This window comes from Plantactinospora sp. DSM 117369, assembly GCF_053764795.1.
On sequence record NZ_CM132446.1, the window covers coordinates 9,787,366 to 9,812,094 of the forward strand.

The window sequence follows — 24,729 nt, forward strand, 5'->3', positions numbered from 1 at the left end:
CTGGTCGGGTGAGTACCTCCGCCCCGATCCGGCTGCGCCCCGTCGACCTGGGCAAACCGCGGATGCGAGGCTGGCTGCACGCGTACGCCTTCTTCGTCGCGGTGGTGGCCGGCGTCGTGCTCTGCGCGATCGCCGCCACCCGGCCGGGCTGGACGCCCCTGGTCAGTTGCGTCGTCTACAGCGTGACGGTCTGCGGCCTCTTCGGCACCAGCGCGCTCTACCACCGGCGGGTCTGGTCCGAACGCGGTTACCGGGTGATGCGCCGGCTCGACCACTCGATGATCTTCGTGTTCATCGCCGGCACGTACACCCCGTTCTGCCTGCTGGTGCTCTCGGCGACGAGCGCGGCCGTACTGCTGCTGATCGTCTGGTCCGGCGCGGTGGCCGGGGTGGCGATGAAGTTGGTCTGGCCGCACGCGCCCCGCTGGGTCTCCGCGCCGCTGTATCTCGCACTGGGCTGGGTGGCCGTCGCGGTCCTGCCGGACATCCTGGACCGGGGCGGGGTCACCGTGCTCGCGCTGCTGGTCGCCGGAGGCGCGGCCTACAGCGTCGGCGCCGTCTGCTACGCGCTACGCCGCCCCAACCCGTGGCCGACCGTCTTCGGGCACCACGAACTGTTCCACGCCTGCACGCTGGTCGCGGCGATCTGCCACCACGTCGCGATCTACTTCGCCCTGTTCGCCTGACCGTCCCCGGGTCCGGCCGACCCGTCGGCGGAACGGCCCGGACCGGCCGCCAGCCGGCGCAGTGCGATCGGGGCGGCGCCGACGCGCCGGGCGGTCGGCGGTCCGGTCCGGCCGGGTCAGAGCGGGGGGCCGGGGCGCCGCACGTCGTGGTATTCCTCGACGATCTGCTCCTCCCGCCCTGGCACGCGCGGGTCGACCACCGGGGTGACGACGGTACGGCGGCGGTTGCGCCAGAGGTAGCTGGTCATGATCAGCCCGACCAGGCCGGCGAGCATCAGTACCCAGCCGACGACGTTCAGGTCGAGCCAGCCCGTCTCGACGTTCACCGCGAAGGCGAGGATCGCGCCGAGAGCGATGAGAAAGATGCTTCCACCGATGCCCACTGTGCCGCCCTCCTAGGCTGTCGACTGGTGGTCGTGCCGGTCCCGGCTACGGTCGCGGCATCCATCGACATACCCAGGCGTTTCAAATCCGAATCCGGCAAGCTGGGAAGAGCGTCGCTGTCGGTGCCGAACCGGCAGGACGGCGGCCGGACCGGACGGCCGGACCGGACGGGCCGCGCCAGCCGGGGCCGGACCGACGGGACGCACACGCCACGCGACCCAGGGAGACCAACGTGACGGATACCAGCGCGGCCGGCCGGACCGGCGGACACAGCGACCCGGGCGGCGCGGCGCGGCCGGACGTACCCGGGCGGAGCCTGGTGCTGCTCCGGCACGCCAAGGCCGAGCGGCCCACGACCGCGCCGGACGCCGACCGCCCGCTCACCGCCCGTGGGCACGCGGATGCCGCCGCCGCGGGTGCCTGGCTCGGTCACGGCGGCTACCTGCCGACGGTGGTCGTCTGCTCGCCCGCCAAGCGCACCCGGCAGACCTGGCACGACGTGGCGCTGGGCATGGCCGCACCGCCGATCCGCCCGCTCGGCGTCCCGGCCGGACAGACCGCCCCCGCCGGCCTGTCCGGCGACAGTGATGTGCCGTCGGTCCGGTACGACCAGCGGATCTACCACGGGCACGCGGCGGACCTGCTCGAACTCGTCCGTGCCACGGATCCGGAGGCGAGCACCCTGCTGCTGATCGGGCACAACCCGACCATCTCGGAACTGTCCACTCTGCTCGATCCGGTGCATGCCGACCCGGAAGGGCTGCGTACCAGCGGAATCGTGATCCACCGGATCGCCGGCGAGTGGACGGACGTATGCGCCCAGGCGGGACCGATCGTGAAGTGGCACACCGCCCGGGGCTGATCGACCATCGAATCGCGTACCGGGACGGGTCGGTGCCCGGCCGGTGACATCGCCACCAGGCCGGGCACCGGGTACGTCAGGTGGGTGGTGCGCTCGGCGGCGGCGGATCCGGCGGCGGTGGAATCATCGCCGTCGGATGCGACAGCCGGTTCTCCTCGACGATCAGGGTCCGCGCCCGCTTCTTGCGGTCCTGCCAGTACCACATCGTGGTGGCCAGCACCGCGACCCCGGCCAGGATGAAGACCCAGCCGACCGCCCGAAGATCGAGCCACCAGACGTTCGCCCTGACCGCGAACGTCAGGATGGCTCCCAGGGTGATGAGGAAAATTCCCGTACCGATGCCCATGTCCGCTGCACTCCCCCGTGCGATGGGTCGTGGGCTTTCATGACAAATCAGGTCAAACTGCTCCTAGCACCGCCTCAACAATAGCGCGGCGGCCGGGGAGCAACAGCTCCACCGGCCGCCGGAGATCAGCGCTCGACGCGCCCGACTAGAAGGCGTCCTCGGGCAGGTCCATCAACTCCAGGTCGGCGCCCTGCACGATCCGCCGGTCGGCACCGATCCGGGGCAGTACCTCCCGGGCAAAGAACCGGGCGGCGGCCAGCTTGCCGGTGTAGAACGCCTTGTCGGCCGCGCTCACCTCGCCGCCGAGCGCCCGCAGCGCCACCTCTGCCTGCCGTTGCAGCAGCCAGCCGACCACCAGGTCGCCGACGGCGAGCAGGAAGCGCCGGCTGCTCAGTCCGACCTTGTAGAGCGCCCGGGCCTCACCGCCCTGCGCGTCGCCGACCCACCCGGTCATGGTGCCGAGCATCGCCTGCACCTCGCCGAGCGCCCGACCCAGCGCGGCCCGCTCCTCCTTGAGCTGCCCGTCGCCCGGCTCGGTCGAGTCCGCGCCGGCCGGCTCCCCGCCGCCGGACTCCACGAACGCCGCGATCTCGCCGGCCACCGCCATCAGGCTGGTGCCGCGATCCCGGACGATCTTCCGGAAGAACAGGTCGAGGCTCTGGATCGCGGTCGTACCCTCGTAGAGGGTGTCGATCTTCGCGTCCCGGACGTACTGCTCCAGCGGGTAGTCCTGGAGGAAACCGGAGCCGCCGAACGTCTGCAACGACTCGTGGCCGAGCAGCTCGTAGGCGCGTTCCGAGCCGACACCCTTGACCAGCGGCAGCAACAGGTCGTTGACGCCCTTCGCCAGCTTGGCGGCCGACTCGTCGCCGTTCGCCTCGGCGATGTTGATCCGGTCCTGCCAGGTCGCGGTGTAGCAGACCAGCGCCCGCAGGCCCTCGGCGTACGCCTTCTGGAGCATCAGCGAACGGCGCACGTCCGGGTGGTGCGTGATCGTCACTCGGGGCGCGTTCTTGTCCGTCGAGCGGAGCAGGTCGGCGCCCTGCACCCGGCTCTTCGCGTATTCCAGTGCGTTGAGGTAGCCGGTGGAGAGGGTGGCGATCGCCTTGGTACCGACCATCATCCGGGCGTACTCGATGATCAGGAACATCTGCCGGATGCCGTCGTGCACGTCGCCCAGCAGCCAGCCCTTGGCCGGTACGCCGTGCTCGCCGAAGGTCATCTCGCAGGTGTTCGAGACCTTCAGCCCCATCTTGTGCTCGAGGTTGGTCGCGTAGACGCCGTTGCGCTCGCCCAGCTCGCCGGTCTGCTCGTCGAAGTGGAACTTGGGGACCACGAACAGCGACAGCCCCTTGGTGCCCGGGCCGCCGGCACCCTCCACCCCGACCGGCCGGGCCAGGACATAGTGGATGATGTTGTCCGTCAGGTCGTGCTCACCACTGGTGATGAACCGCTTGACGCCCTCGATGTGCCAGGAACCGTCCGGCTGCGGGATCGCCCGGGCACGGCCGGCGCCCACGTCCGAACCGGCGTCCGGCTCGGTGAGCACCATGGTCGCGGCCCACTGCTTCTCGACGAAGAGCTTGGCCCACTTCTTCTGCCGCTCGGTGCCCTCCCGGTAGAGGGTGTGTGCGAAGGAGGGGCCGCCGGCGTACATCCACAGTGGCGCGTTGGCGCCGAGGATCAGCTCGGCGGCCGACCACCAGAGCGCCCGGGGCGCCATCGTGCCGTCCAGCTCGGCCGGCAGGTCCATCCGCCAGAACTCGGAGCCCATCAGCGCGTGGTAGGACTTCTTGAACGGCTCGGGCAGCGGCGCGCTGTGCGTGGCCGGGTCGAAGACCGGCGGGTTGCGGTCGCTGGTGGTGTAGCTGGCCGCCAGGTCCTCCCGGGCCAGCCGCTCGACCTCGGCGAGCACGCTCCGCGCGGTGTCGGCGTCCAGTTCGGCGTACGGGCCGACGCCGAACGCCTGGTCCGCGCCGAAGACCTCGAAGAGGTTGAACTCGAGGTCTCGCCGATTGCTCCTGTAGTGGCTCATACGCCTCTGCCCCCCGGACTCGCGAACACAGGTTACCCGGCAGTAACAGGGGTTATATTACTCGCGGGTAAGTCACCGCGAAGCACCGGCTTCAGTGACCCGCACCACAGTGACGGCAACCTGACGACCGGTGCCGGACCGGACGTGCGGCCGATCGCGCTCACCGGGCCGGGCCGGTCAGCTATCGGCGGCGCCGACCTCCCAGCTCGGCACCGACGACGCGGTTGCCGAGTGCGGTCCCGGGTACTCCATCAGGACCAGTGCGATGTCGTCGTCGAGCCGGCCGCGCACCCACTCGACCAGGGCCGTCTCCAGCGAGGCCAGGCCGTCGGCGACCGTACCGTGCCCGAGCAGCCGCCAGGCCCGGTCCACGGTCGGGAAGAACTCCCCGTCCCGGCGCGCCTCGCCGAGCCCGTCGGTGAAGAGCAGCAGCCGGTCGCCCGGTTCGAGCCGCTCGACCCGGGGCCGGACCACCGGCATGAACCCGAGTGGCGGCGCGGGAGCCGGCGGCTCCATCGGAATCACCTGGCCGCGACGGAGCAGCAGGGGTGCCGGATGACCGCAGTTGACGATCGTGAGCGTGCCGCCGCGCTCCTCGACCAGGGCTGCGGTGACGAAGTCCTCGTCGCCGACGTTGCGGGCCACCGCCCGGTCCAGGTCGGCCACGATGGCCCGCAGGTCGGCCCGCTCGTACGCCACGTGCCGGTACGAGCCGAGCACGATGCTGGCCAGCCGGACCGCGTCCAGCCCCTTGCCCCGGACGTCGCCGATGATGATCCGCACTCCGTACGGGGTGTCGATCGCCTCGTACAGATCGCCGCCGATGTCGGCGGCGGCGGTCGACGAGATGTAGTGCCCGGCCACCGCCAGGCTGCCGACCTGCGGTCCGACCGGCCGCAGCACCGCCTGCTGGGCCACGGAGGCGAGCTTGGACAGCTCGGCGATCCGCTCCGCCTGCCGCTGCCGGATCACCGCGAAGAGCGCCGCGATCGCCGTGGCCAGCACCACGCCGATCAGGTTGACCGTGGTGGCCAGCGGCACCACGCGACCGCCCCAGGCCAGCGAGCCGGCCAGCACGGTGGCGATCACGCCGACCGCGAGTACCACCCGCCAGGAGGCGAACGCGGCAGCCAGGAACGGGGCCGCCGCGACCAGGCCGACATAGTTGACCTTGGATTCGTCCGCGAACTCCACCACCGAGACGAGCGCGAGCAGCACGAGGGCCGCGCCGAGACCGGCGCGGGAACCTTGGCTCAGCGGGCGACGGCCCGGTGGCATCAGTCGCATGGGTACGCGGAACAGCATGCCTGATCGACGACCGCGATTGTACGAAGTTGACTCCTCGTCCGATCGGGTTCTGGCCACCTGGCGCATCCCACCGGTCCGGACCCGCCGGATCTTGTCGACGAGTCAGCCAACCGTTGCAGGTCGAATGAACATTCCTGGATCACTTACCTCACGTCGCGCACTCGCCCGGTCACCTCAGCCGAGCACTTCGTACCGGACGTCGATGGCGCCGAGGCCCAGCGAGGCGATCGCCTCGAAGGAGGCCCGGGACAGGTCGATGCAGCGACCCTCGATGAACGGCCCCCGGTCGTTGATCCGGACCACCACCGACCGGCCGTTGTCCGGGTTCGTCACCCGGACCCGGGTGTTGAAGGGCAGGGTCTTGTGCGCGGCGGTCAGCGCGTTCGGGTCGAAGGCCTCGCCGTTCGCGGTCACCTGCCCCTGGTCGTAGTAGGAGGCGCCGCAGGAGCCGCTCTGCACCACCCGGGCCGGTGGGCTGGTCGCCGGGCGCTTGGTGGCGGGCTTCTTCGCGGTGGTGGTCCGGGTCTGGCTCGGCGAGGGGCGGGAACTGGCCCGCGAGGCGCGCTCGGGCGACCGGTTCGGCGTGGGTGTGGCCGCATCCGGGGTGGGCGACGCCGTCACCGGCCCGCTCGGGGTGGCCGGGGTGGCCACGTCGACCAGGGCCGGCACCGAGGCGGAGTTGGCGGCCGGCTCCGTGCCGAGCGTCACCACACCGGCGGCACCCGCGCCGACCAGCGCGACGGCGACCGCTCCGGCCGCCACCATGCCGGTTGGCCAGCGCAGGATCCGAACTCGGGCATGCTTCCCAGCCACCGCACCGTCCTCTCCCAGGAACAACAGAGATCGGGTCGGACCGTAACGAGGGTGGTACTTCGGAAGTCAACGTGATCATCTGCTTTCGCCCGGATATGGGGCGAAACGTGTAGCCGATCATCCGACCCTGGGTGGGTCGGACGTGCCCGTACCCGGGGCGGGCCGGCGATGCCGCAAGATGGTCTCCGTGCGGGCTGAGCTGAGCAGGCGGCTGGTCGGGGCGTTCCGGTGGACCGACCCGGGGCCGGAGAGCACGCACCTGGTCAGCGACGTGTCCGGCTGGTGGCGGGACCCGGCGATCCTCGCCGGGCTGGGTCCGGCGCTGGCCGAGCCGTTCCGGGCGGACCCGCCCACCGTCGTGGTCGCGCCCGAGGTCACCGGTCTGCTGCTCGGGCCGCTGGTGGCGACCGCGCTGGGCGCCGGCTTCGTCCCGGCGTACAAGAACACCGGCGAGCGGCGGATCGCGGAGCCGACCACCTGGGCGTGGACCGATTCCGACTACCGGGGCCGCCGGCTGGCTCTCGGGGTACGGGACCGGCACCTGGGGCCCGGTGACCGGGTACTGGTGGTGGACGACTGGGTGGCCAGCGGCGCCCAGGTACGCGCCCTGCACGAGATCGCCGCCCGGCGCGGAGCCACCGTCCTCGGCACGACGTGCCTGGTCGCCGAGGCCGCACCGGAGGTGGTGGCGGAACTCCGGCTCGACAGCCTGCTGACCCCGGCCGACCTGGACTCCTGACCGCCCCGCCTCAGCCCTTTCGGCGCACCCGTCCACCGGCAAAGGCGTCAGGCGCGTCAGGCGTCAGGGGCCGGGGCCGGGCGTTCGGTGCGGCAGAGCCGGAAGCCGATGTTCGGGGCGAGGTGGTCGCCCCAGTCGCCGCCCCGCCAGCTCGTCGAGGCGCGAGACATCCGGAACGAGACGCTGACCGCACCGGCACAGTCCGCCCAGGAACCGCCGCGCAGCACCCGCTGCTCCCCGTCGACCGGTCCGGTCGGATTGTCCACCGGGCTCTCCAGGTAGTACTCGGCGTCGTACCAGTCGGCGGTCCACTCCCAGACCGAGCCGGCCATCCCGTACAGGCCGTAGCCGTTGGGCGGGAGCCGGCGCATCGGCAGGATCGACAACTCGTCGAACCGGTCGAAGTCGCACCGCTGCGAAGTCGGCGGCTCGTCCCCCCACGGATAGCGGCGGCCGACCAGGCCACCCCGGGCCGCCCGCTCCCACTCGGCCTCGGTGGGCAGCCGGTAACGGACCGTCGCCGTGGAGATCCGCTCGCCGAACTCCTCGGCCTCCTGCGCGGCGACGCAGACCATCGGCTTGTGGTCGTACCCCCACGGCCGGCTCGGGTCCGCCCGGGGCGGTACGCCGAACACGGACGCCGGGTCGACCGGCTCGCCGCCCCGGGTCAGCGACATCCGGGGATGGTGGGCGTGCCAGTCGACCGCCCGGGTGGTCTCGTCCTCGCAATATTGCAGGCGGATCCGGTTCGCCCCGTCCAGCACGAACCACCCGCCCCGGTCGATCGTGGCGGCCTCGGCACCGTCCTCCGGCGGGCGTCCGTCCGGCGGCGGCAGCCAACCCATCAACCGGCAGTACGCCGACCAGCTCACCGGGGTCTCGGAGAGCCAGTAGCCGTCCAGCCGCACCCGGTGCACCGGCCACTCGTCCGGGTCGGCCGTGTCCGAGCCCATCAGAAAGGTGCCGGCCGGGACGTACCGGAAGGTCAGGCCGTACTCCTCGACGGCCAACCGGTCCAGCAGCTCGCGGCGCGCCCCGGCCAGGTCGGCGTCACCCGGGTCGAGCGCGTACGCCCGGTCGTAGACCGCCGCCGCCGCCCGCAACTCGCCGACTCGGACCAGCTTGCGGGCCAGCCGGCACAGCCGAACCGGACCGCCGGTCGCCGCCCGCTCGGCGCGCAGCCACTCCTCGGTCGCACCCACCCCGGTCAGCTCCCGCAGCCCGGCCGGATCCGACCTGTCCCCGCCGACACGTCCAGTACGGCCAGCGGGTTGCGTACCGGATCCGGCGACCGCTGCTCCAACGCCACCTGGCCCTCGATCCACGGATCCGGCGCGTTCACCGAACCGTTCAGCACCAGTGCCCGGGCCCGGCAGCCGCCGCCGAAGGTGGCGGTCCCGCCCCGCGTGCTGGCCGGCTCGGTGTGCGGCAGCGCCCGGATCGCCCGGAAACCGGTGCTGTGCCGCCAGATGTCGGCCAGCGACCGGTCCCGAACGTTCGCCGCGACGAACCGTGGGCCGAGGAAGCTGCACGGGTTGACGTCCCCGGATACGGAGACCGAGCAGACCAGGTTGCCGGCCCCGCAGCCGTAGTTCTGCTGGATCACCGACTGCGCCTCCCGCCGGGTCTGCGGGCCGAACGGGTCGATCTGGCGCAGCTCCATCCGGTCGTCGTCCATCCGGGCCAGGGTGTTCAGCGCGGTGTTGTACTCCGCGAAGCTCGGCATCAGCTCCAGGTGCCGCTGCGCCACCCCGACCGGGTAGAGCGGCCGGAACACCGCCGTGTCCGCGCCCACCTCGCGGGCGAGCCGGGCGCACGCCTCGACCTCCTCGACGTTCGACCGCATGATGGTGAAGGCCAGCGTGAACCGGGTGTACCGGCGGAGCACCGCCAGCCGGTCGAGCACCTTCGCGAAGGTGCCGGCACCGCGTACCCGGTCGTTGGTCTCGGCCGTGGCGCCCTCCAGGCTGACGTTGAGCCAGACCAGTTCCCGCCGGCCGAACTCCCGGGCGATCTCCTCGGTGACCAGTAGTCCGTTGGTGGTCACGCAGGGCGCGAGCCCGTGCGCGGTGGCGAGGTCGATGATCTGGAAGAGGTCCTTGCGGAGCAGCGGCTCGCCACCGGTCAGCCCGAGCCGGAAGCTGCCGAGGCTGGCCATCTCGGCGAAGAGCCGGTCGATCTCGGCCAGGCTCAACCGCTGCTCGCGGCGCGGCAGGTCACCGGCGAAGCAGTGCGTACAGCTCAGGTTGCAGGCCGAGACGACCTCCAGATGTACGGCGAGCGGCCCGGCCAGATGGTCGGCCGGCGGCTCCGGACCGTCGAGTACGACCCCGGCGAACCGGTGCCGCACGGTGAAGAAACCCAACTCGTAGAAGTGCTCGTAAAAGCGGAGCATCCGCATCCGCCGCCCGTCGTCGGTGACCTCCGACAGCACCTCCCCGATCGGCCGGTCGACCAGCCGGCGCAGCAGGGCGGTCGCCTCGGCGTCGAACGGCAGGTACCGCGAGGTGCGGCGGTCGAAGACCAGGCTGCCGAAGTACTCGGGAATCAGCACCAGCGGGGGCACCCGACCTCCTCCGTCCGTCACCGTGCCACCCCGCCGTCGACGGAACCGTCCGCCGCATCGTCGACGGAGGTGTCAGTCATGCCGTCCGGGGAGAGCCGGAAGGTCTTGCGTACCCAGATCGGTCCGGTGCCGTCGGGTACGCCCAGCCCCACCGCGCCCAGCTCGCCGAGCTGCCGGACCTGGTAGCCGGCCCGGTCCCAGCCGGTGTCGTCCGGCGGGCGACGCTCGGCGCGGAGTTCCATCGGCGCCCAGCCGGTGTCGTCGAAGCCCGGCCGGGTCCAGCCGTCGTCCACCGGCTCGGTCGGCGACCACCGCCAGGTGCCGTCCGCACTGGACAGAATGGAGGTCTCGCCGGTCTGCCCGGGAATGGATTCGACGTCGGAGTCGCTGGCCGGGCGGTACACGGCGGCGAACATCAGCGCGATGTACGCGGGGTCGACCTCGGCGACGGTGCAGGCCAGGACGTGCTCGCCGTACGGGACGACGGGGCGGGCCGAGGGCGGTTCCGCGCCGTCGAGCAGTAGCTGGCACTCCCCGGCGACGTAGAGCCGGATCCGCAGCGGCACCCCGGCGAGCGGGTCACGCCAGCGGAGCACCACGCCACCGCAGCCGGCCGGCACCTCGCAGTGCCCGTGCTCCTCCAGGATGAACAGCGGGGACTCCTTGGCGTACCTCGACACCGAGTTGAGCTTCAGTTCCCGGTCCGGCATGCCCACCTCTCGTCCCGGCCTCCCAAGGCCGCCCAACCTATCGCAGCCGCGCCATCCCGGGGACGAACCTTCCGGCCACCGTTCTCCCCTGGTCGGACGGTTATCCACAATGCGGCGCTGTTCTCCACAGGTTGTTCACAACGTGATCCACGTTCCCGCACGCGGGCTTTCTACAGTCAGGGCATGACGGAACGCCGGATCCTGGTCGTGGAGGACGAGCGCACCATCGCCGAGTCGGTGGCCGCCCGACTGCGTGCCGAGGGCTTCGTGGTGGAGATCGCGCGGGACGGGCCGGGCGCCGTCGAGGCGTTCCGCAGCGGCCGGCCGGAGCTGGTCGTCCTCGACGTGATGCTGCCCGGCTTCGACGGCCTGGAGGTGTGCCGGCGGATCCAGGCCGACCGGCCCGTCCCGGTGCTGATGCTGACGGCCCGGGACGACGAGACGGACCTGCTGGTCGGGCTCGCCGTCGGTGCCGACGACTACCTCACCAAGCCGTTCTCGCTGCGCGAACTCGCCGCCCGGGTGCACGCGCTGCTGCGCCGGGTCGACCGGGCCGCGGCCGCGGCGGGCAACGGCGTGGAGATCCTCCGGATCGGGAACCTGGAAATCAACCAGGCCGAGCGGCGGGTCCGCCGCGACGGGGTCGAGGCGCACCTGACCCCGACCGAGTTCGACCTGCTGACGCACTTCGCCAACCGGCCCCGGATGGTACTGCCCCGGGAGCGGCTGCTCGCCGACGTCTGGGGCTGGGCCGACAGTTCGGGTACCCGCACCGTCGACAGCCACGTCAAGGCCCTGCGCCGCAAACTCGGCGCCGATCTGATCCGCACCGTGCACGGTGTCGGCTACGCGTTGGAGGTACGGCCGTGACGAGCTTCTGGACCACCGTCAACCGGACGATGGACGTACTGCCCCGACCGCTGGACCCGATCTGGTCGATCAAGCTGAAGCTGGGCATCCTGATCGTCGGTTCGGGTGCCGCCGGGATGACCGTCTTCATCATCGGCATCGGCTGGCTGCCGCCGTGGACCACCGGGACGGCCATCGGGCTGGCGCTGCTCACCTCCCAGGTGCTGGCCCACGGCATGACCTCGCCGCTGCGCGAGATGACGGCGGCGGCCCGGGCGATGGCCAGGGGCGACTACACCCGGCAGGTCCGGGCCAGTTCCCGGGACGAGGTCGGCACGCTGGCCGCCGCGTTCAACCAGATGGCCGGAGACCTGGCCGAGGCCGACCGGCGCCGCCGCGAGCTGATCGCGAACGTGTCGCACGAGCTGCGTACCCCGATCACCGCCCTCCAGGGCGTACTGGAGAACATCGTCGATGGGGTGGCGGAGCCGGACCTTCCGACGCTGCGGGTCGCGCTGGCCCAGACCGAACGGCTCGGTCACCTGGTCGCCGACCTGCTCGACCTGTCCCGGCTGGACGCCGGGGTGCTGCCGCTGCGCCGGAAGGACGTCGACGTGGCGGAGTTCCTGGACGAGGTGATCCAACAGGCCACGGTCACCGCGGCCGGCGCCGGGCGCAACGTCCGGTTCGAGGTACGCCAGCACTCCGCGGAGCTGACCGTGCAGGCGGATCCCCGGCGGCTGCACCAGGTCTTCGCCAACCTGCTGGACAACGCCGCCCGGCACAGTCCGCCCGGCGGCACCGTACTGGTCGCCGCGCAGCGGGTCGGCGACGAACTGCGGTTCGAGGTGACCGACGAGGGCGAGGGAATTCCGGCCCGGCTCCGGCCGGAGGTGTTCGAACGCTTCACCCGGGGCGAGCGGACCAGCGACGGCGGCACCGGGCTGGGCCTGGCGATCGCGCACTGGGTGGTGGAGCTGCACGGCGGCAGCATCGCCGTCGCCGACCGTCCTCTGGTCGAGCCCGACACGACCAACCGCGCGGACCGTCCGGTCGGCTGCCAGATCCGGGTGAGCCTGCCGATCGTGGCACCGCCCGCCGGAGACCACTCCGCCGTACTCGTAGAGCAGCGATGAACGAGGTGGAAACGACGATGAACGACCAGCCGACCGGACCCGCGAACGGACCCACGAACGGGCCGACCCCGCAGGGGCAGCCGGATCCGGCACCCCGCACCGGCACGCCGCCCACGCCCACCCCGCGCCCGGCACCGACCCCAGCAGCCGCGACGGCCGCACCGCCTCCGAGGCAGGGGCCGCCCGTGCCCGGTACCTGGGCGGCGCTCGGAGGCCCGCCCGCGCCGTCCCCGACATCCCGGCCGCTCCCGCCGCCTCCGCCGTCCTGGATCGCGACCCGCTGGCCCGGACCGGCCGGCGGCCCGACCCAGCCGGTGCTGGTCGGAGTGGCCGCAGCGGCAGCCGTCGCCGCGGTGAGCCTCCCGCTGACCCGGCCCGGTGTCGGCTGGCTGGTCGCCGGAGTCGCCGGAACGGCGGCCCTGGTCACCGCCGCCTGGCCCACCGCACGTCCCGCGACCACCGCCGACGCCGTCCACCCGGCCAGCGACCCCGGCTCCACCCGGCCGAAGAGCGTGCCCGACCCCGCTACCCCGCCATCCGCACCGCCCCAGGCAACAACCGCACCCTCCCAAGCCCCGGCCACACCGCCGCAAGCAGCAGCCACACCACCCCAGAGCCCGGCGACGCCACCCCGGTCGGCAACCGCACCGCCCCAGGCGACGGCCGTAGCGGTCAAGGGGCCGGCCGCACCGGTCGGGAGGGTGAGTCGGCCGGTCGGTGGATGGCGGCGGATCGGCTGGCTGCGGCCGTTCTGGGCCGCCACGACCGTCGCGCTGCTCGGCGTCGGCACGATCCGGGCGGCGGGCTGGCTGTTCGTACTCTGCCTGCTCACCGCGGCGGTCACCGCGACACTGACCCTCGTGGACGGCCGGTCGGTACGCGCGATGCTGCTCTCCGCCCTGGTCCCACCGGCGGCCGTGATCCGGTCGCTGCCGTGGCTGGCCAAGAGGCGGGCCGGGAACGCCCGGTCGGGCCGGGGACCGGCGGTCGGCCGTACCCTGGTCAGCGTCCTGGTCTCGGTCGGCCTGTTGGTGGTATTCGGCCTGCTCTTCTCCTCCGCCGACGCGGCCTTCGCCGGGCTGGTGGACGCGCTCCTTCCGGAGCTGTCGGGTGCCACCGTGTTCCGCTGGGTGTTCGTGTTCGGAGTGGTCGGCGCGGCGCTGCTCGGTGGGGCGTACGTGCTGGCGGCCCCGCCGGACCTGACCGGGATGGCGTCCGGCCCGAGCCGGCGACGGCTGCGCCGGGCCGACTGGATACTGCCGGTCGCACTGCTCGACACACTCTTTGCCGGGTTCGTGGCGGTGCAGGTCACCACCCTCTTCGGCGGTTCGGACCACGTACTGCGGACCGCCGGCCTCACCTATGCCGAGTACGCCCGGCGCGGCTTCTGGCAGCTACTCGCCGTCTCCCTGCTCACCCTGCTGGTGATCGGTGCCGCCGCCCGCTGGGCGCCCCGGGAGAGCCGGGCGGATCGGGCGCTGGTCCGGATCCTGCTCGGCGGGTTGACCCTGCTCAGCCTGGTGGTGGTGGCCTCCGCGCTGTTCCGGATGGACGTCTACGCCGACGCGTACGGCGCGACCCGGCTCCGGCTGCTGGTCGCGGTCTGCGAGGCGTGGTTGGGGCTGGTCTTCGTGCTGGTCGCGGTGGCCGGGGTACGGCTGGCCGCCCGCTGGCTCCCCGGGGTGGCGCTCGGTACGGCGGTACTCGCGCTACTCGCCCTGGCGGTGGCGAACCCGGACCGGCTGATCGCCGAGCACAACGTCGACCGGTACTGGCAGAGCGGCCAGATCGACGTCGCCTACCTGTCCGGGCTCTCCGCCGACGCGGTACCGGCGCTCGACCGGCTGCCGGATTCGCTGCGCGACTGCGCACTGTGGAGCCTGGCGGCCGGTTCCCGACCAGACGACTGGCGGGAGACCAATCTCGCCCGGATCGAGGCCCGGCGGATTCTGGCCGAACGCCCGGCGACCAGCCGAAGGTTCTGCCCAACCCGATCCGGATGGTGACCTGACCCAGCCCTGACAACGACTTGACTTTCCCGCGCAGGATGCCCACCCCGGGCCGCCACCGTTATGGGGGGTAGAACTGGCGGCCCGGGGCAGGTGTTGGGTGATGAGGCACGTTCGTCATCGCTGGCGCGGTACCCAGTAGAGGATCTGGCCGACGATCAGCGCGGGATGCCGATCGGGTAACGCCTCCAGGGCGCGGGGAAGGTGCGCGGCGAGATACATCATCAGCCCCACCCGGTTACCGTCGAAGCCGATCAGCAGTGACAGGCGGGCGTGTGGGCAGGGCCAGTCGCGCTCGCACTCCACACAGGCATACGTGGCTCCGGGAAGATGCTGGCCGATCTGGCGCTCAAGCCGGCGCCGCCGGGCGATGTGCCGATCCCAACGCGCCCACGGCCCGATCACTGGTCAGACCCGCTCGCTGTGCCGGGCGCGGTGTTCCTGAGCGGGTGTGAGGTTTCCGGCCCGGCCGTTTGTGAGCCTGGGATACGCGCGGGTCGGGCCGTTCCATCCGTCGCGGCGATTGGCTACGCGACGCACCGGGGCCGGCTGAGTCTGCCGCGCCCTGGCGGCCACGCGAGTGATCGCGGCTTCGGCCTGGGCGCGGCGCACCCCCGCCCGGAATGCAGCGCGGTCCGGGGTTACCGACGCTGACGGCGATGAAGCGGGGCAGCGCCAGCGGTGCCCGCATCGGCAGAAGAGCCAGAGCCGCCGCCAGTCCCGCCGGTGGTGGGGCCGTGGCCCGGTCAAATGCCGAAGGAGCCTTTTCATCACAACCTCCTCAGGGAGTTGGAGGGGAGCCAATCTCAGCGGGGAATGAGACCGGCTCCCGGGCGAGTTCCACTCGGGCGCTAAGCGGTCACCGAACGGTTCTGCTGGGTGACACTCTGCTGCTCGCGCGCCTACAGTCGACAGTGGAGGAGCTGCTTTCCGGCGTATCAGACCCAGGTCCGGCGGCTCCTGGCGATCTCTGGCAGCTTCGGGGAAATCGTGGAGAGGTGTGGAAGGCGTGGGAATTTCACCTTTGGAGTTCTTGCTTCGGGAGCTGCGCCGCCGCCGTAAGGCCGCGAACATGAGCCAGGAGGCTCTGGGCGCGAAGTGCTTCTGCTCCAGCTCCCAGATATCCGCGATCGAGAACGGCACGGCACCGCTCACCCTGGAACACCTGCGCTTGGTGGACGCCGCGCTGGAGACGGGCGGCTACTTTGAGAACGCCTGGGACGAGATGGTCAAGGACTATGCGGAGGCCGTGATCTGGCTCCGTGAGTGGATCGTGCTGGAACGCGAGGCAGCGGCGCTCCGCTGGTACGAGCAGTCGTTCATGCCCGGCATTCTTCAGACCGAGGCGTACGCGCGGGCGACATTGGGTGTCGGCAAGCTGTTCTCGCCGGACGAAATCGACAAGCGGGTGGCGTCACGCATGGAGCGGCAGAGCATCCTCAGCAGAGAGAAGCCACCGAGCCTCACTGTCGTGCTCGACCAGTCGGTCCTGGAGCGCACGGTCGGCGGCTCAGGGAAGCTGATGGCCGAGCAGCTTGACCACCTGATCGTCTGCGCGGAGATGCCCAGCGTCCAGGTCCACGTCGTGCCGTCGGACGTCGGGCTCTACCCCGGGCTGGCCGGGTCGTTCATCATCGCCACGATGGAGGACAACCGCCAGTACGGCCACCTGGACCACCAGATCGGCGCCGACATCATCGAGCGCCCCAGCGACATTGCTAATCTGGCAAGGTCGTGGGAGGCCGTGCGGAGCGAAGCGCTCCCGAACAGACAGTCGCTTGACTTGATCAAGGAAGTGGCCAAGAGATGGACGTGACCGGCGCACGGTGGCGGAAGTCGACCCGCTCGTCAACGAATGGCGGGTCATGCGTAGAGGTTGCCGACAACCTGCCCGGCGCCGTCCTGGTCCGGGACACGAAGGACCGTGACGGCGGAACGCTGGCCTTCGGGCCGGCCGCGTGGCGCGCGTTCGTCGGCCTCGCAAAGCGGCACTGACCGCAGCACCCCCGCAGGGGCTTTCGGCGTCGTGCCGGGGCCCCTGCGCGCTTTTCAGGCCCGCCCGGTGGCAGGCCATGACGTGGTGACCCCGGGGATACCCACGCCTCCGCCACGGCTTCTGGTGCCTCGTCTTTGAACGTTGATCGGGTAACCCGTTGCTTCCGGGTACCTCTCGGGCTGGCGATCTCTTGACGTTGATCGTGTATGCGGTGGTGTGGGGTTGGGATACCTGCCAGCGAGACTGTCGAGCTGCCCCGCCTGTGCGCCCACTGTCCCGGGCCGTCCAGGCCCCGACCTCCGCCAGCCGGTCGACCCGAACCGCATCGCCATGTGCCGTCTCGGCAAGCCCGACTCTCCGTGCCCCGTCTGGGCACCCAGCTCGACAGTCCGCGCACCAACCACTCCCCAGCCGGGCCGCCGGGTCGCTCATCCTGGTCAGCCGGGCCGCCCGCCCAGCGGCGCCGGTGCCACGTCACATAGCCCGGAACCGGTGATCCGGGATCGCGGATCGTGGAGACGATCGCAGAGGCGCGGAGACAGCCTGCGGAGCGGTACCCGGACCACCGGATTACTCGATCAGCCTTCAAGGACGAGGCACTAGCAGCAACGTCGTCCGGTTAGTCGGGTTGGTCGGCTGTCAAGGGCTGGTGTCGAGGATGTCGATCTCAATAGTGGCTTTGTAGGTGGTTCGGTTGAGGTCGGGGCCGCAGGCGGGCGGAGGACTTTGACCGGCGGCCAACCGAACGGGCTGCCCGACGCGGCCCCGATGATGACTTGACATTCCTGGCCAGCCGGTGAGACTGCCGGGGTGGCCATCCCCATCGATCGGCAGCCGGAGCCGGGGCCGCCCGGACCGCCCCGCCGGACCCGGGTGGTACTGGCCGAGGTGGCTCGCAGCGGCACCGGTGCCGAGCGGACCAGGGCCGAGCTGACCCAGCAGACCCAGGTCGGCGAGGCCCTGCTCCGGGGACTGATCCGCGCCCAGCTCGCCCTCGCGCTGCGGCTGTCGCTGGTGGTCGGGATCGGGCTCGGCGGTCTGCCGCTGCTCTTCGCGATCGCCCCGGAGGTCGGCGCGGCGAAGCTGTTCGGGGTCAACCTGCCCTGGCTGCTGCTCGGGGTGGCCGCCTTCCCGTTCCTGGTCGCGGTCGGCTGGGCGTACGTGCACCTGGCCGAGCGCAACGAGCAGGACTTCACCGACGTGGTTCAGCGGCCGGAGCGCTGAGGTGGACAACGCCTACACGGTGCCGGCGATCATCGTGGTCACCCTGGTCACGGTCGCGATCGGCTTCTACGGGCTGACCCTGGCCCGGACCACCTCGGACTTCCTGGTGGCGTCCCGGATGGTCAGCCCGACCTGGAACGCGGCGGCGATCGGTGGGGAGTACCTCTCCGCCGCCTCCTTCCTCGGCATCGCCGGCCTGATCCTCAAGTACGGCGTGGACGTGCTCTGGTATCCGGTCGGTTTCGCCGCCGGCTATCTGGCGCTGCTGCTCTTCGTGGCCGCGCCGCTGCGCCGCTCCGGCGCGTTCACCCTGCCCGACTTCTGCGAGCTGCGGCTCGGCTCGCGACGGTTGCGCAAACTGGCCACCGCCTTCGTCGTCTTCATCGGGTGGCTCTATCTGGTGCCGCAGTTGCAGGGGGCCGGGCTGACCCTGACCACGGTCGCCGGTGGACCGTACGAGCTGGGTGCGCTGCTGGTCGGCGCGGTGGTCACCGCCAACGTCGCGCTGGGCGGGATGCGGGCGGTCACCTTCGTGCAGGCGTTCCAGTACTGGCTCAAGCTGACCGCGCTGGCCGTACCCGCGATCTTCCTGGTGTTGCAGTGGCAGGCGGACGCCCGGCCGCCGGTCACCCCGGTCGGTGGTCCGGTCTTCGCGGCCGCGACCACCGTCGTGGTCGAGGAGCCGGCGAAGCTCACCCTGCCGGACGGCTCCTCCCGGGAGGTACGCCCCGGCGAGGAGCTGTCGTTCGCGGCCGGTGACCCGGTGCCGGACGTCTCCAGCGTGAACGCCGCCAGGGGGGCGGACTGGCTGCTGCCGAGCATGGCCGGCAACGACGACCGGGGACTCTTCGCCACCTACTCGCTGATCCTGGCGACCTTCCTCGGCACGATGGGGCTGCCGCACGTACTCGTGCGGTTCTACACGAATCCGGACGGCGCGGCGGCCCGGCGCACCACCCTGGTGGTGCTGGCCCTGGTCGGCGCCTTCTACCTGTTCCCCACCCTGTACGGCGTGCTCGGCCGGATCTACACCCCGCAACTGCTGCTGACCGGGCGGACCGACGCGGCGGTGGTACTGCTGCCCGGTGCGGCGCTCGGCGACGGCCTGACCGGGCAGTTGCTGGCCGCGCTGGTCGCCGCCGGAGCGTTCGCCGCCTTCCTCTCCACCTCCTCCGGCCTGCTCACCAGCGTGGCCGGGGTGCTCTCCACCGACGTGCTCGGCCGCGGCTCGGTACGCGACTTCCGGCTGGCCACGGTCGTCGGCGGGCTGGTGCCGATGGTGCTGGCGCTGAACGTCTCCGGGCTGGACGTCTCCCAGGTCGTCGGGCTGGCCTTCGCGGTCGCCGCGTCGAGCTTCTGCCCGCTGCTGGTGCTCGGCATCTGGTGGCGCGGGCTGACCGACGCCGGGGCGGCGGCCGGAATCCTGGCCGGCGGGGGCGCGGCGGTCGGCGCGGTGCTCTTCACCGTGGTCGGGCCGGAGTTGGCCGGCTGGCCGGCCGTCCTGATCGCCCAGCCGGCCGCCTGGACCGTGCCGCTGGCCTTCACCGTGATGGTCACCGTCTCCTGGGCCACCCGGCGCCGGGCTCCAACCGACGTCGCCGCGACGATGCTGCGGCTGCACGCCCCGGAGACGCTCCGGCTCTGACCCGGTGTGCCCGGTTGCCGAAGGTCCCGGTGTCGACCGCCAGCCCGATCCGGGCGGGCCGGCACAATGGTGCGGTGAACCGAGCCGAGCAGCCGGGCGGACAGATCCACCACACCGATCCGTTCGCCACCCCAGAGCGGGACCGCTCCCCGGTGCGCCGGCTGCGCGGCCGGCTTCCGGCGCCGGTGACGCTCTGGACCGCGTACGCGGGGACGACCGCGACCGGCGAGCCGACCGGTCCGGCCGGGCTGACCGTCTCGTCCACCCTGGTCGCCGACGGTGAGCCGGGGCGACTGCTCGGACTGGTCGACGAGGAGTCGGAGCTGTGGGCGGCGGCGTCCACCGGCGGGCGGTTCGCGGTCACGCTGCTCGGTCCGGCGCACCGGCAGCTCGCCGACCGGTTCGCCGGGTTGTTTCCGGCCCCGGGCGGGCTCTTCGCCACCGGGGAGTGGACGCGCACGCCGTACGGGCCGGTGCCGGGCGGGGCCGGGATCGGCGGTTGGGCCGGATGCCGGCTGGACGGCGCCCGGGAGTACGGCTGGGCGCTGCTGGTCGAGGCCACGGTCGAGACGGTCGAGCTGGCAGGTACGGCGGCACCGCTGCTGCACCACCGTGGCCGCTACCGCGAGCTGGCCGACTAGCGTCGCTCCCGCAGCCCCGGCCTGTCGCCAAGCGGCGTGACCCGGGTCACTGGGCGCAGCCACCGGCCCGTTCGGCGCAGCCGGCGACCAGGCTCCGGATCACTGCTTTCCGATATCCGGACCGCTCCATACGGTGCGCGGAAACTCCCCTGCCCCTGCGAAGGTGGTGAGACCAGCATGTCTACGGACACTCCCGCACCGGCCAGCGCACCGCCGGACCGGTACGTCGCCGTACAGCAATCGGACGAGTTCGCCGGGTTGCGCAAGGCGCTACGCGGCTTCGTCTTCCCGATGACCGTGGCGTTCTTCCTCTGGTACGCGCTCTACGTGATCCTCTCCGCGTACGCGCGCGGTTTCATGGGCACCAAGCTCGTCGGCAACATCAACGTGGCCCTCGTCTTCGGCCTGTTGCAGTTCGTCTCCACCTTCCTGATCGCCTGGCTCTACTCCCGGCACGCGGAGCGGAAGCTGGACCCGATCGCCGACAAGATCCGTGCGGAGCTCAACGGCGCGACGGACGAGCAGAAGGAGGAGGCGACGTCATGAGTCGCGACGTCCTCGCCGGGTTCACCCTGGCCGCGGAGGCGGGGAGCAGCAACACCGCCCGTACCCTGACCATCACGCTCTTCCTGGTCTTCGTCGCGGTGACCCTGGGCATCACGATCTGGGCCAGCCGGCAGACCAAGACGGCCACCGACTACTACGCCGGTGGTCGCTCGTTCTCCGGCTTCCAGAACGGCATGGCGATCGGCGGCGACTACATGTCCGCCGCGTCTTTCCTCGGCATCGCCGGCATCATCGCGCTGTACGGCTACGACGGCTTCCTCTACTCGATCGGCTTCCTGGTCGCCTGGCTGGTCGCCCTGCTGCTGGTGGCGGAGCTGCTGCGGAACTCGGGCCGCTACACGATGGCCGACGTGCTGGCGTTCCGGATGCGGCAGAAGCCGGTCCGGACCGCGGCGGCGGTCTCCACGATCACCGTCTCGATCTTCTACCTGCTGGCCCAGATGGTCGGCGCGGGCGCGCTGGTCGCACTGCTGCTGGGCATCCGGCCGGGTACCACGTTCCTCGGCATGGACGCGGACGCGGCGAAGATCGCCACCATCATCATGGTGGGCGCCCTGATGATCATCTACGTCACGGTAGGCGGCATGAAGGGCACCACCTACGTGCAGATCGTCAAGGCGTTCCTGCTGATGAGCGGCGCCCTGGTGATGACGATCCTGGTGCTGGCGCACTACAAGTTCAACCTCTCCACCCTGCTCGGCGACGCGGCGAACGCGTCCGGCAAGGGGCAGGCGTTCCTCGAACCAGGACTGCGCTACGGCGTCGAGGTCGCCGGAGACGCGACGAAGACGTTCTACAACAAGGTCGACCTGCTCTCCCTCGGCATCGCCCTGGTGCTCGGTACCGCCGGTCTGCCGCACATCCTGATCCGCTTCTACACCGTGCCGACCGCCAAGGCGGCCCGGAAGAGCGTGCTCTGGGCGATCGGCATCATCGGCACGTTCTACCTGTTCACCCTGGCCCTCGGCTTCGGCGCGGCGGCCCTGGTGGGGCGGGAGGCGATCACCGCACAGGACGCGGCCGGCAACACGGCGGCACCGCAGCTCGCCGAGGCGCTCGGAGTCGACTTCCTCGGCGGCGACGTCGGCGGGGCGGCGATGCTCGCCATCATCGCGGCGGTGGCCTTCGCCACCATCCTCGCGGTGGTCGCCGGGCTCACCCTGGCCTCCTCGTCCAGCCTGGCGCACGACTTCTACGCCAACGTGGTCAAGGGCGGCCAGGCGTCGGAGCGGCAGGAGGTCAACGTCGCCCGGGTCTCGGCACTGATCATCGGCGCGATCTCGATCGTGCTGTCGATCTTCGCGCAGAACCTGAACGTGGCGTTCCTGGTGGCCCTGGCCTTCGCGGTGGCGGCCTCCGGCAACCTGCCGGCGATCCTCTACAGCCTGTTCTGGAAGAGGTTCAACACCTCCGGCGCGGTCTGGGCGATCTACGGCGGCCTGATCAGCGCGGTCGGGCTGGTGTTCTTCTCCCCGGTGGTCTCCGGGGCGCCCAGCGCGATGTTCCCGGATCAGGACTGGCAGTGGTTCCCGCTGTCGAACCCGGGCATCATCTCCATCCCGGTCGGTTTCCTCTGCGGCTGGATCGGCACGATCATCTCCAAGGAGACGGACGCGGAGAAGTACGCCGAACTGGAGGTGCGGGCCCTCACCGGCGCCGGAGCGCACTGACCGGCGTACCGTCAGCGCATTTCGACGATCACCGATAGTCAGATCGGCACAACGGGTGGTGTCGGGCACGGAGGTGACCCGGCACCACCCGTCCCGTTGTCCCGATCCGACCGTCCCGGATAGGTCCCTCGGCCAGCCGGTGATCAGCTTTCTGGGTACGCTGACCATATGGTGGTAGCCCAGCGTTTCGGATCGGAACACCGCGTCCTCGTCACCGGCGGTGCCGGATTCGTCCCATCCCACCTGGTCGACGCGCTCATCGCGCGGGGCTGCACGGTGGTCGCGGTGGACAACTTCGTCACCGGGTCCAAGGAGAACGTCGCCCATCTGGCCGACCATCCCCGGTTCACCCTGGTCGAGGCCGACGTCTCGGAGGGACTCCCCGGGCACCACCCGGCGATGGCCGAGCGGTTCGACGCGATCATGCACCTGGCCTCGCCGGCCAGCCCCACCGACTTCGCCACGCTGCCGATCGAGATCCTCCGGGTCGGCTCGCTGGCCACCCTGCACCTGCTCGACCGGGCGGTCGCCGACCGGGCCCGGTTCATCCTGGCCTCCACCTCCGAGGCGTACGGCGACCCACAGGTGCACCCGCAGGTCGAGACGTACTGGGGCAACGTCAACCCGGTCGGCGTACGCAGCGTCTACGACGAGGCCAAGCGGTTCGCCGAGGCGAGCACGATGGCGTACCACCGCTACCACGGGCTCGACGTCGGCATCGTACGGATCTTCAACACGTACGGTCCCCGGATGCGGCCGGACGACGGGCGGGCGATCCCCACCTTCATCACCCAGGCGCTGCGCGGCGAGCCGCTGACCGTGCACGGCACCGGCGCGCAGACCCGGTCCATCTGCTATGTCAGCGACCTGGTCCGCGGCATCCTGCTGCTGCTCGACTCCACCGAGACCGGCCCGATCAACTGCGGCACCGAGCACGAGGTGTCGATGCGCGAGCTGGCCGAGACGATCGCCGAGCTGACCGGGAGCCGGTCCCAGGTGACCTATATCACCCGGACCGCCGACGACCCGGAGATGCGCCGGCCGGATCTCACCCTGGCCCGCGAGCGGCTCGGTTACGAACCCGAGGTGACTCCGGCCGAGGGGCTGCGCCGGACGATCGAGCACTTCAGCCAGCGGTTGGCGGGGTAGCGGAGGATACCGGCTTCGTGCCAGCCCGGCCGTGGCACACAGCGGCTTCTTGGTTCCGCTACGTACCCTGAGGGCATGTTCGAGAGTCCCGCACCGAACGCGGCCAGCAGTTCGTACCGGATGACGGCCGGCGGATCCGCCGGTCGGGCCTCGGTGCCCGGCCCGGGCCAGGCGGCCGGTTCGAGCCGGATCTCCGGCCGGGCGCACGTCTCCGGCGTACCGGGCCAGGCTCGTCCCTACGACTCGCCGCCCGGTCCCGGCGGCGGTGGTCCCGGCGGTCCCGGCGGTCCGGGCCTGCCCGGCGGCCCCGGCCGAAGCGGCCCACGGCCCCGGTGGGGTCGGATCGCCCTGGTCGTCGGCGTCGCCGTGCTGGTGCTGGGCCTGCTCACCAGCGGTGGCCTCTGGCTCTACGTCAGAGGGCTCGACAACGACCTGGCCCGGACCGACCCGTTCGCCGAGCTGGCCGACGGCCGGCCCAAGTCGGTCAGCGGCGCGTTGAACATCCTGCTGGTCGGCAGCGACTCCCGCGATCCGGACGCCCCGATCGACCAGGCCAGCAAGTGGCGGGCCGACACCATCATCGTGATGCACATCCCGGCCAGCCACGACAAGGCCTACCTGGTCTCGGTGCCCCGGGATCTCTACGTGCCGATTCCGGAGAACGCCAAGGCGGAGTGCGGCAGCGGCGAACGCGCCAAGATCAACGCGGCCTTCGCGTTCGGCGGCCTGCCCCTGGCGGTACGCACCGTGGAGTGCTTCACCGACGTCCGGATCGACCATGTGATGGCGATCGACTTCGCCGGCTTCAAGGAGGTCACCGACGCGCTGGGCGGGGTCGACCTGCAGGTGGAACGCGACACCACCTCGATCCACAAGCCGTACCGGAAGTTCAAGAAGGGCGTCAACCACATGGACGGCGCCGAGGCGCTGGACTGGATCCGCCAGCGCAAGCAGTTCCCGGACGGCGACTTCGCCCGGATGCGCCACCAGCAGGAGTTCCTGCGGGCGCTGATGGACAAGGCGGTCAGCACCGGCACGCTGACCAACCCGGGCAAGCTGAACGCCTTTCTCAAGTCGGTCACCGGCGCGGTCACCGTCGACGAGGGCTTCTCCCTGATCGACATGGCGATCCAGTTCCGCAACCTGCGCGGCGAGAACCTCCAGTTCATCACCAGCCCGCACAACGGCAGCGAGACCATCAACGGCGAGTCGGTGGTGGTGTCGAACCGGGAGAAGGCGCTGGCCATGTACCGCGCGATGGCGGCGGACACAATGGACGACTGGGTCGCGGCGAACGTCGCCCCGACGCCCACGCCGGCCAATGGCGGTTGAACCGATCCGCGCGCTCACCCGTAAATGAACAGGAGCAGGTAACGTAGTTGAACTCGGGGCGA

23 protein-coding genes and 1 pseudogene are annotated in these 24,729 nt (G+C 71.3%); 15 read left to right on the plus strand and 9 right to left on the minus strand.

The window, feature by feature from the left end; all coding sequences use genetic code 11:
- The first annotated feature begins 8 nt into the window (after positions 1 to 8).
- Positions 9 to 686, plus strand: a complete 678-nt coding sequence (gene trhA / locus ACSMXO_RS42110; RefSeq protein ID WP_346258094.1) for a PAQR family membrane homeostasis protein TrhA — start codon at positions 9 to 11, stop codon at positions 684 to 686.
- Positions 687 to 802: 116 nt separating this feature from the next.
- On the opposite strand, the gene ACSMXO_RS42115 is transcribed toward trhA, so the two are convergent.
- The gene (locus ACSMXO_RS42115) at positions 803 to 1,069 is read right to left on the minus strand and encodes a DUF6458 family protein (RefSeq protein ID WP_346258095.1); all 267 of its coding nucleotides are present in this window, start codon (positions 1,067 to 1,069) and stop codon (positions 803 to 805) included.
- 317 nt (positions 1,070 to 1,386) lie between these two features.
- Here ACSMXO_RS42115 and ACSMXO_RS42120 point away from each other — a divergent pair, with 317 nt between their 5' ends.
- Positions 1,387 to 1,932, plus strand: coding sequence for a SixA phosphatase family protein (locus tag ACSMXO_RS42120; RefSeq protein ID WP_455419439.1), 546 nt, complete (start codon positions 1,387 to 1,389; stop codon positions 1,930 to 1,932).
- A gap of 76 nt (positions 1,933 to 2,008) precedes the next feature.
- Here ACSMXO_RS42120 and ACSMXO_RS42125 read toward each other — a convergent pair whose 3' ends face one another.
- The 4 genes from ACSMXO_RS42125 to ACSMXO_RS42140 all read right to left on the minus strand — a co-directional run bounded on the left by ACSMXO_RS42125 (position 2,009) and on the right by ACSMXO_RS42140 (position 6,434).
- Positions 2,009 to 2,278: a DUF6458 family protein gene (locus ACSMXO_RS42125; protein WP_455416176.1), complete on the minus strand. Its 270-nt coding sequence runs from the start codon at positions 2,276 to 2,278 to the stop codon at positions 2,009 to 2,011.
- 145 nt (positions 2,279 to 2,423) lie between these two features.
- The gene (locus tag ACSMXO_RS42130) at positions 2,424 to 4,313 is read right to left on the minus strand and encodes an acyl-CoA dehydrogenase (RefSeq protein WP_455416177.1); all 1,890 of its coding nucleotides are present in this window, start codon (positions 4,311 to 4,313) and stop codon (positions 2,424 to 2,426) included.
- Positions 4,314 to 4,490: 177 nt separating this feature from the next.
- Entirely contained in the window at positions 4,491 to 5,618 is a 1,128-nt protein-coding gene (locus ACSMXO_RS42135) for a PP2C family protein-serine/threonine phosphatase (RefSeq protein WP_455416178.1), read from the minus strand.
- A gap of 177 nt (positions 5,619 to 5,795) precedes the next feature.
- Positions 5,796 to 6,434 (minus strand): septal ring lytic transglycosylase RlpA family protein, encoded by a 639-nt coding sequence (locus ACSMXO_RS42140; protein WP_346258098.1) that lies wholly within the window; start codon positions 6,432 to 6,434, stop codon positions 5,796 to 5,798.
- 187 nt (positions 6,435 to 6,621) lie between these two features.
- Here ACSMXO_RS42140 and ACSMXO_RS42145 point away from each other — a divergent pair, with 187 nt between their 5' ends.
- Positions 6,622 to 7,173 (plus strand): phosphoribosyltransferase family protein, encoded by a 552-nt coding sequence (locus tag ACSMXO_RS42145; RefSeq protein WP_455416179.1) that lies wholly within the window; start codon positions 6,622 to 6,624, stop codon positions 7,171 to 7,173.
- Positions 7,174 to 7,229: 56 nt separating this feature from the next.
- On the opposite strand, the gene ACSMXO_RS42150 is transcribed toward ACSMXO_RS42145, so the two are convergent.
- From ACSMXO_RS42150 to ACSMXO_RS42160, 3 genes are read right to left on the minus strand one after another with little or no spacing between them, the layout of a single operon-like run.
- The gene (locus ACSMXO_RS42150; RefSeq protein WP_455416180.1) at positions 7,230 to 8,375 is read right to left on the minus strand and encodes an SUMF1/EgtB/PvdO family nonheme iron enzyme; all 1,146 of its coding nucleotides are present in this window, start codon (positions 8,373 to 8,375) and stop codon (positions 7,230 to 7,232) included.
- Between the two features lie 5 nt (positions 8,376 to 8,380).
- Positions 8,381 to 9,739 (minus strand): radical SAM/SPASM domain-containing protein, encoded by a 1,359-nt coding sequence (locus ACSMXO_RS42155; protein ID WP_455416181.1) that lies wholly within the window; start codon positions 9,737 to 9,739, stop codon positions 8,381 to 8,383.
- Positions 9,740 to 9,756: 17 nt separating this feature from the next.
- Positions 9,757 to 10,449, minus strand: a complete 693-nt coding sequence (locus tag ACSMXO_RS42160) for a hypothetical protein (RefSeq protein WP_455416182.1) — start codon at positions 10,447 to 10,449, stop codon at positions 9,757 to 9,759.
- A 183-nt stretch (positions 10,450 to 10,632) separates the two neighbouring features.
- Between ACSMXO_RS42160 and ACSMXO_RS42165 the strand changes: the two genes are divergently transcribed.
- The 3 genes from ACSMXO_RS42165 (at position 10,633) to ACSMXO_RS42175 (ending at position 14,440) form a co-directional block, all read left to right on the plus strand.
- Positions 10,633 to 11,319, plus strand: coding sequence for a response regulator transcription factor (locus tag ACSMXO_RS42165; protein WP_455416183.1), 687 nt, complete (start codon positions 10,633 to 10,635; stop codon positions 11,317 to 11,319).
- Positions 11,316 to 12,434, plus strand: coding sequence for a HAMP domain-containing sensor histidine kinase (locus ACSMXO_RS42170; RefSeq protein ID WP_455416184.1), 1,119 nt, complete (start codon positions 11,316 to 11,318; stop codon positions 12,432 to 12,434). Before ACSMXO_RS42165 ends, ACSMXO_RS42170 begins: the two co-directional genes overlap by 4 nt.
- Before the next feature lie 185 nt (positions 12,435 to 12,619).
- A complete protein-coding gene (locus ACSMXO_RS42175) occupies positions 12,620 to 14,440 on the plus strand; it encodes a DUF4153 domain-containing protein (RefSeq protein ID WP_455416185.1) in 1,821 nt (606 codons plus the stop codon).
- A 120-nt stretch (positions 14,441 to 14,560) separates the two neighbouring features.
- Here ACSMXO_RS42175 and ACSMXO_RS42180 read toward each other — a convergent pair whose 3' ends face one another.
- Positions 14,561 to 14,848, minus strand: coding sequence for a hypothetical protein (locus ACSMXO_RS42180; RefSeq protein WP_346258105.1), 288 nt, complete (start codon positions 14,846 to 14,848; stop codon positions 14,561 to 14,563).
- A 595-nt stretch (positions 14,849 to 15,443) separates the two neighbouring features.
- Here ACSMXO_RS42180 and ACSMXO_RS42185 point away from each other — a divergent pair.
- The 9 genes and pseudogenes from ACSMXO_RS42185 to ACSMXO_RS42225 all read left to right on the plus strand — a co-directional run bounded on the left by ACSMXO_RS42185 (position 15,444) and on the right by ACSMXO_RS42225 (position 24,667).
- A complete protein-coding gene (locus ACSMXO_RS42185) occupies positions 15,444 to 16,259 on the plus strand; it encodes a helix-turn-helix domain-containing protein (RefSeq protein WP_455416186.1) in 816 nt (271 codons plus the stop codon).
- Positions 16,250 to 16,438 (plus strand): DUF397 domain-containing protein, encoded by a 189-nt coding sequence (locus ACSMXO_RS42190; RefSeq protein ID WP_455416187.1) that lies wholly within the window; start codon positions 16,250 to 16,252, stop codon positions 16,436 to 16,438. Before ACSMXO_RS42185 ends, ACSMXO_RS42190 begins: the two co-directional genes overlap by 10 nt.
- An 817-nt stretch (positions 16,439 to 17,255) precedes the next feature.
- Positions 17,256 to 17,663: a hypothetical protein gene (locus ACSMXO_RS42195; protein WP_346258192.1), complete on the plus strand. Its 408-nt coding sequence runs from the start codon at positions 17,256 to 17,258 to the stop codon at positions 17,661 to 17,663.
- A 1-nt stretch (position 17,664) separates the two neighbouring features.
- On the plus strand, positions 17,665 to 19,308 hold the full coding sequence (locus tag ACSMXO_RS42200; protein WP_346258106.1) for a sodium/solute symporter: 1,644 nt from the start codon (positions 17,665 to 17,667) through the stop codon (positions 19,306 to 19,308).
- A gap of 89 nt (positions 19,309 to 19,397) precedes the next feature.
- Positions 19,398 to 19,949: pseudogene (locus ACSMXO_RS42205) on the plus strand (flavin reductase family protein); the annotation flags it as partial.
- A gap of 177 nt (positions 19,950 to 20,126) precedes the next feature.
- Positions 20,127 to 20,495: a DUF485 domain-containing protein gene (locus ACSMXO_RS42210; protein ID WP_346258107.1), complete on the plus strand. Its 369-nt coding sequence runs from the start codon at positions 20,127 to 20,129 to the stop codon at positions 20,493 to 20,495.
- On the plus strand, positions 20,492 to 22,186 hold the full coding sequence (locus ACSMXO_RS42215) for a solute symporter family protein (RefSeq protein ID WP_346258108.1): 1,695 nt from the start codon (positions 20,492 to 20,494) through the stop codon (positions 22,184 to 22,186). Before ACSMXO_RS42210 ends, ACSMXO_RS42215 begins: the two co-directional genes overlap by 4 nt.
- A 168-nt stretch (positions 22,187 to 22,354) precedes the next feature.
- Complete coding sequence (locus tag ACSMXO_RS42220) at positions 22,355 to 23,335, plus strand: GDP-mannose 4,6-dehydratase (protein ID WP_455416188.1); 981 nt, start codon at positions 22,355 to 22,357, stop codon at positions 23,333 to 23,335.
- Positions 23,336 to 23,410: 75 nt separating this feature from the next.
- The gene (locus ACSMXO_RS42225) at positions 23,411 to 24,667 is read left to right on the plus strand and encodes an LCP family protein (RefSeq protein WP_455416189.1); all 1,257 of its coding nucleotides are present in this window, start codon (positions 23,411 to 23,413) and stop codon (positions 24,665 to 24,667) included.
- Positions 24,668 to 24,729 lie beyond the last annotated feature (62 nt).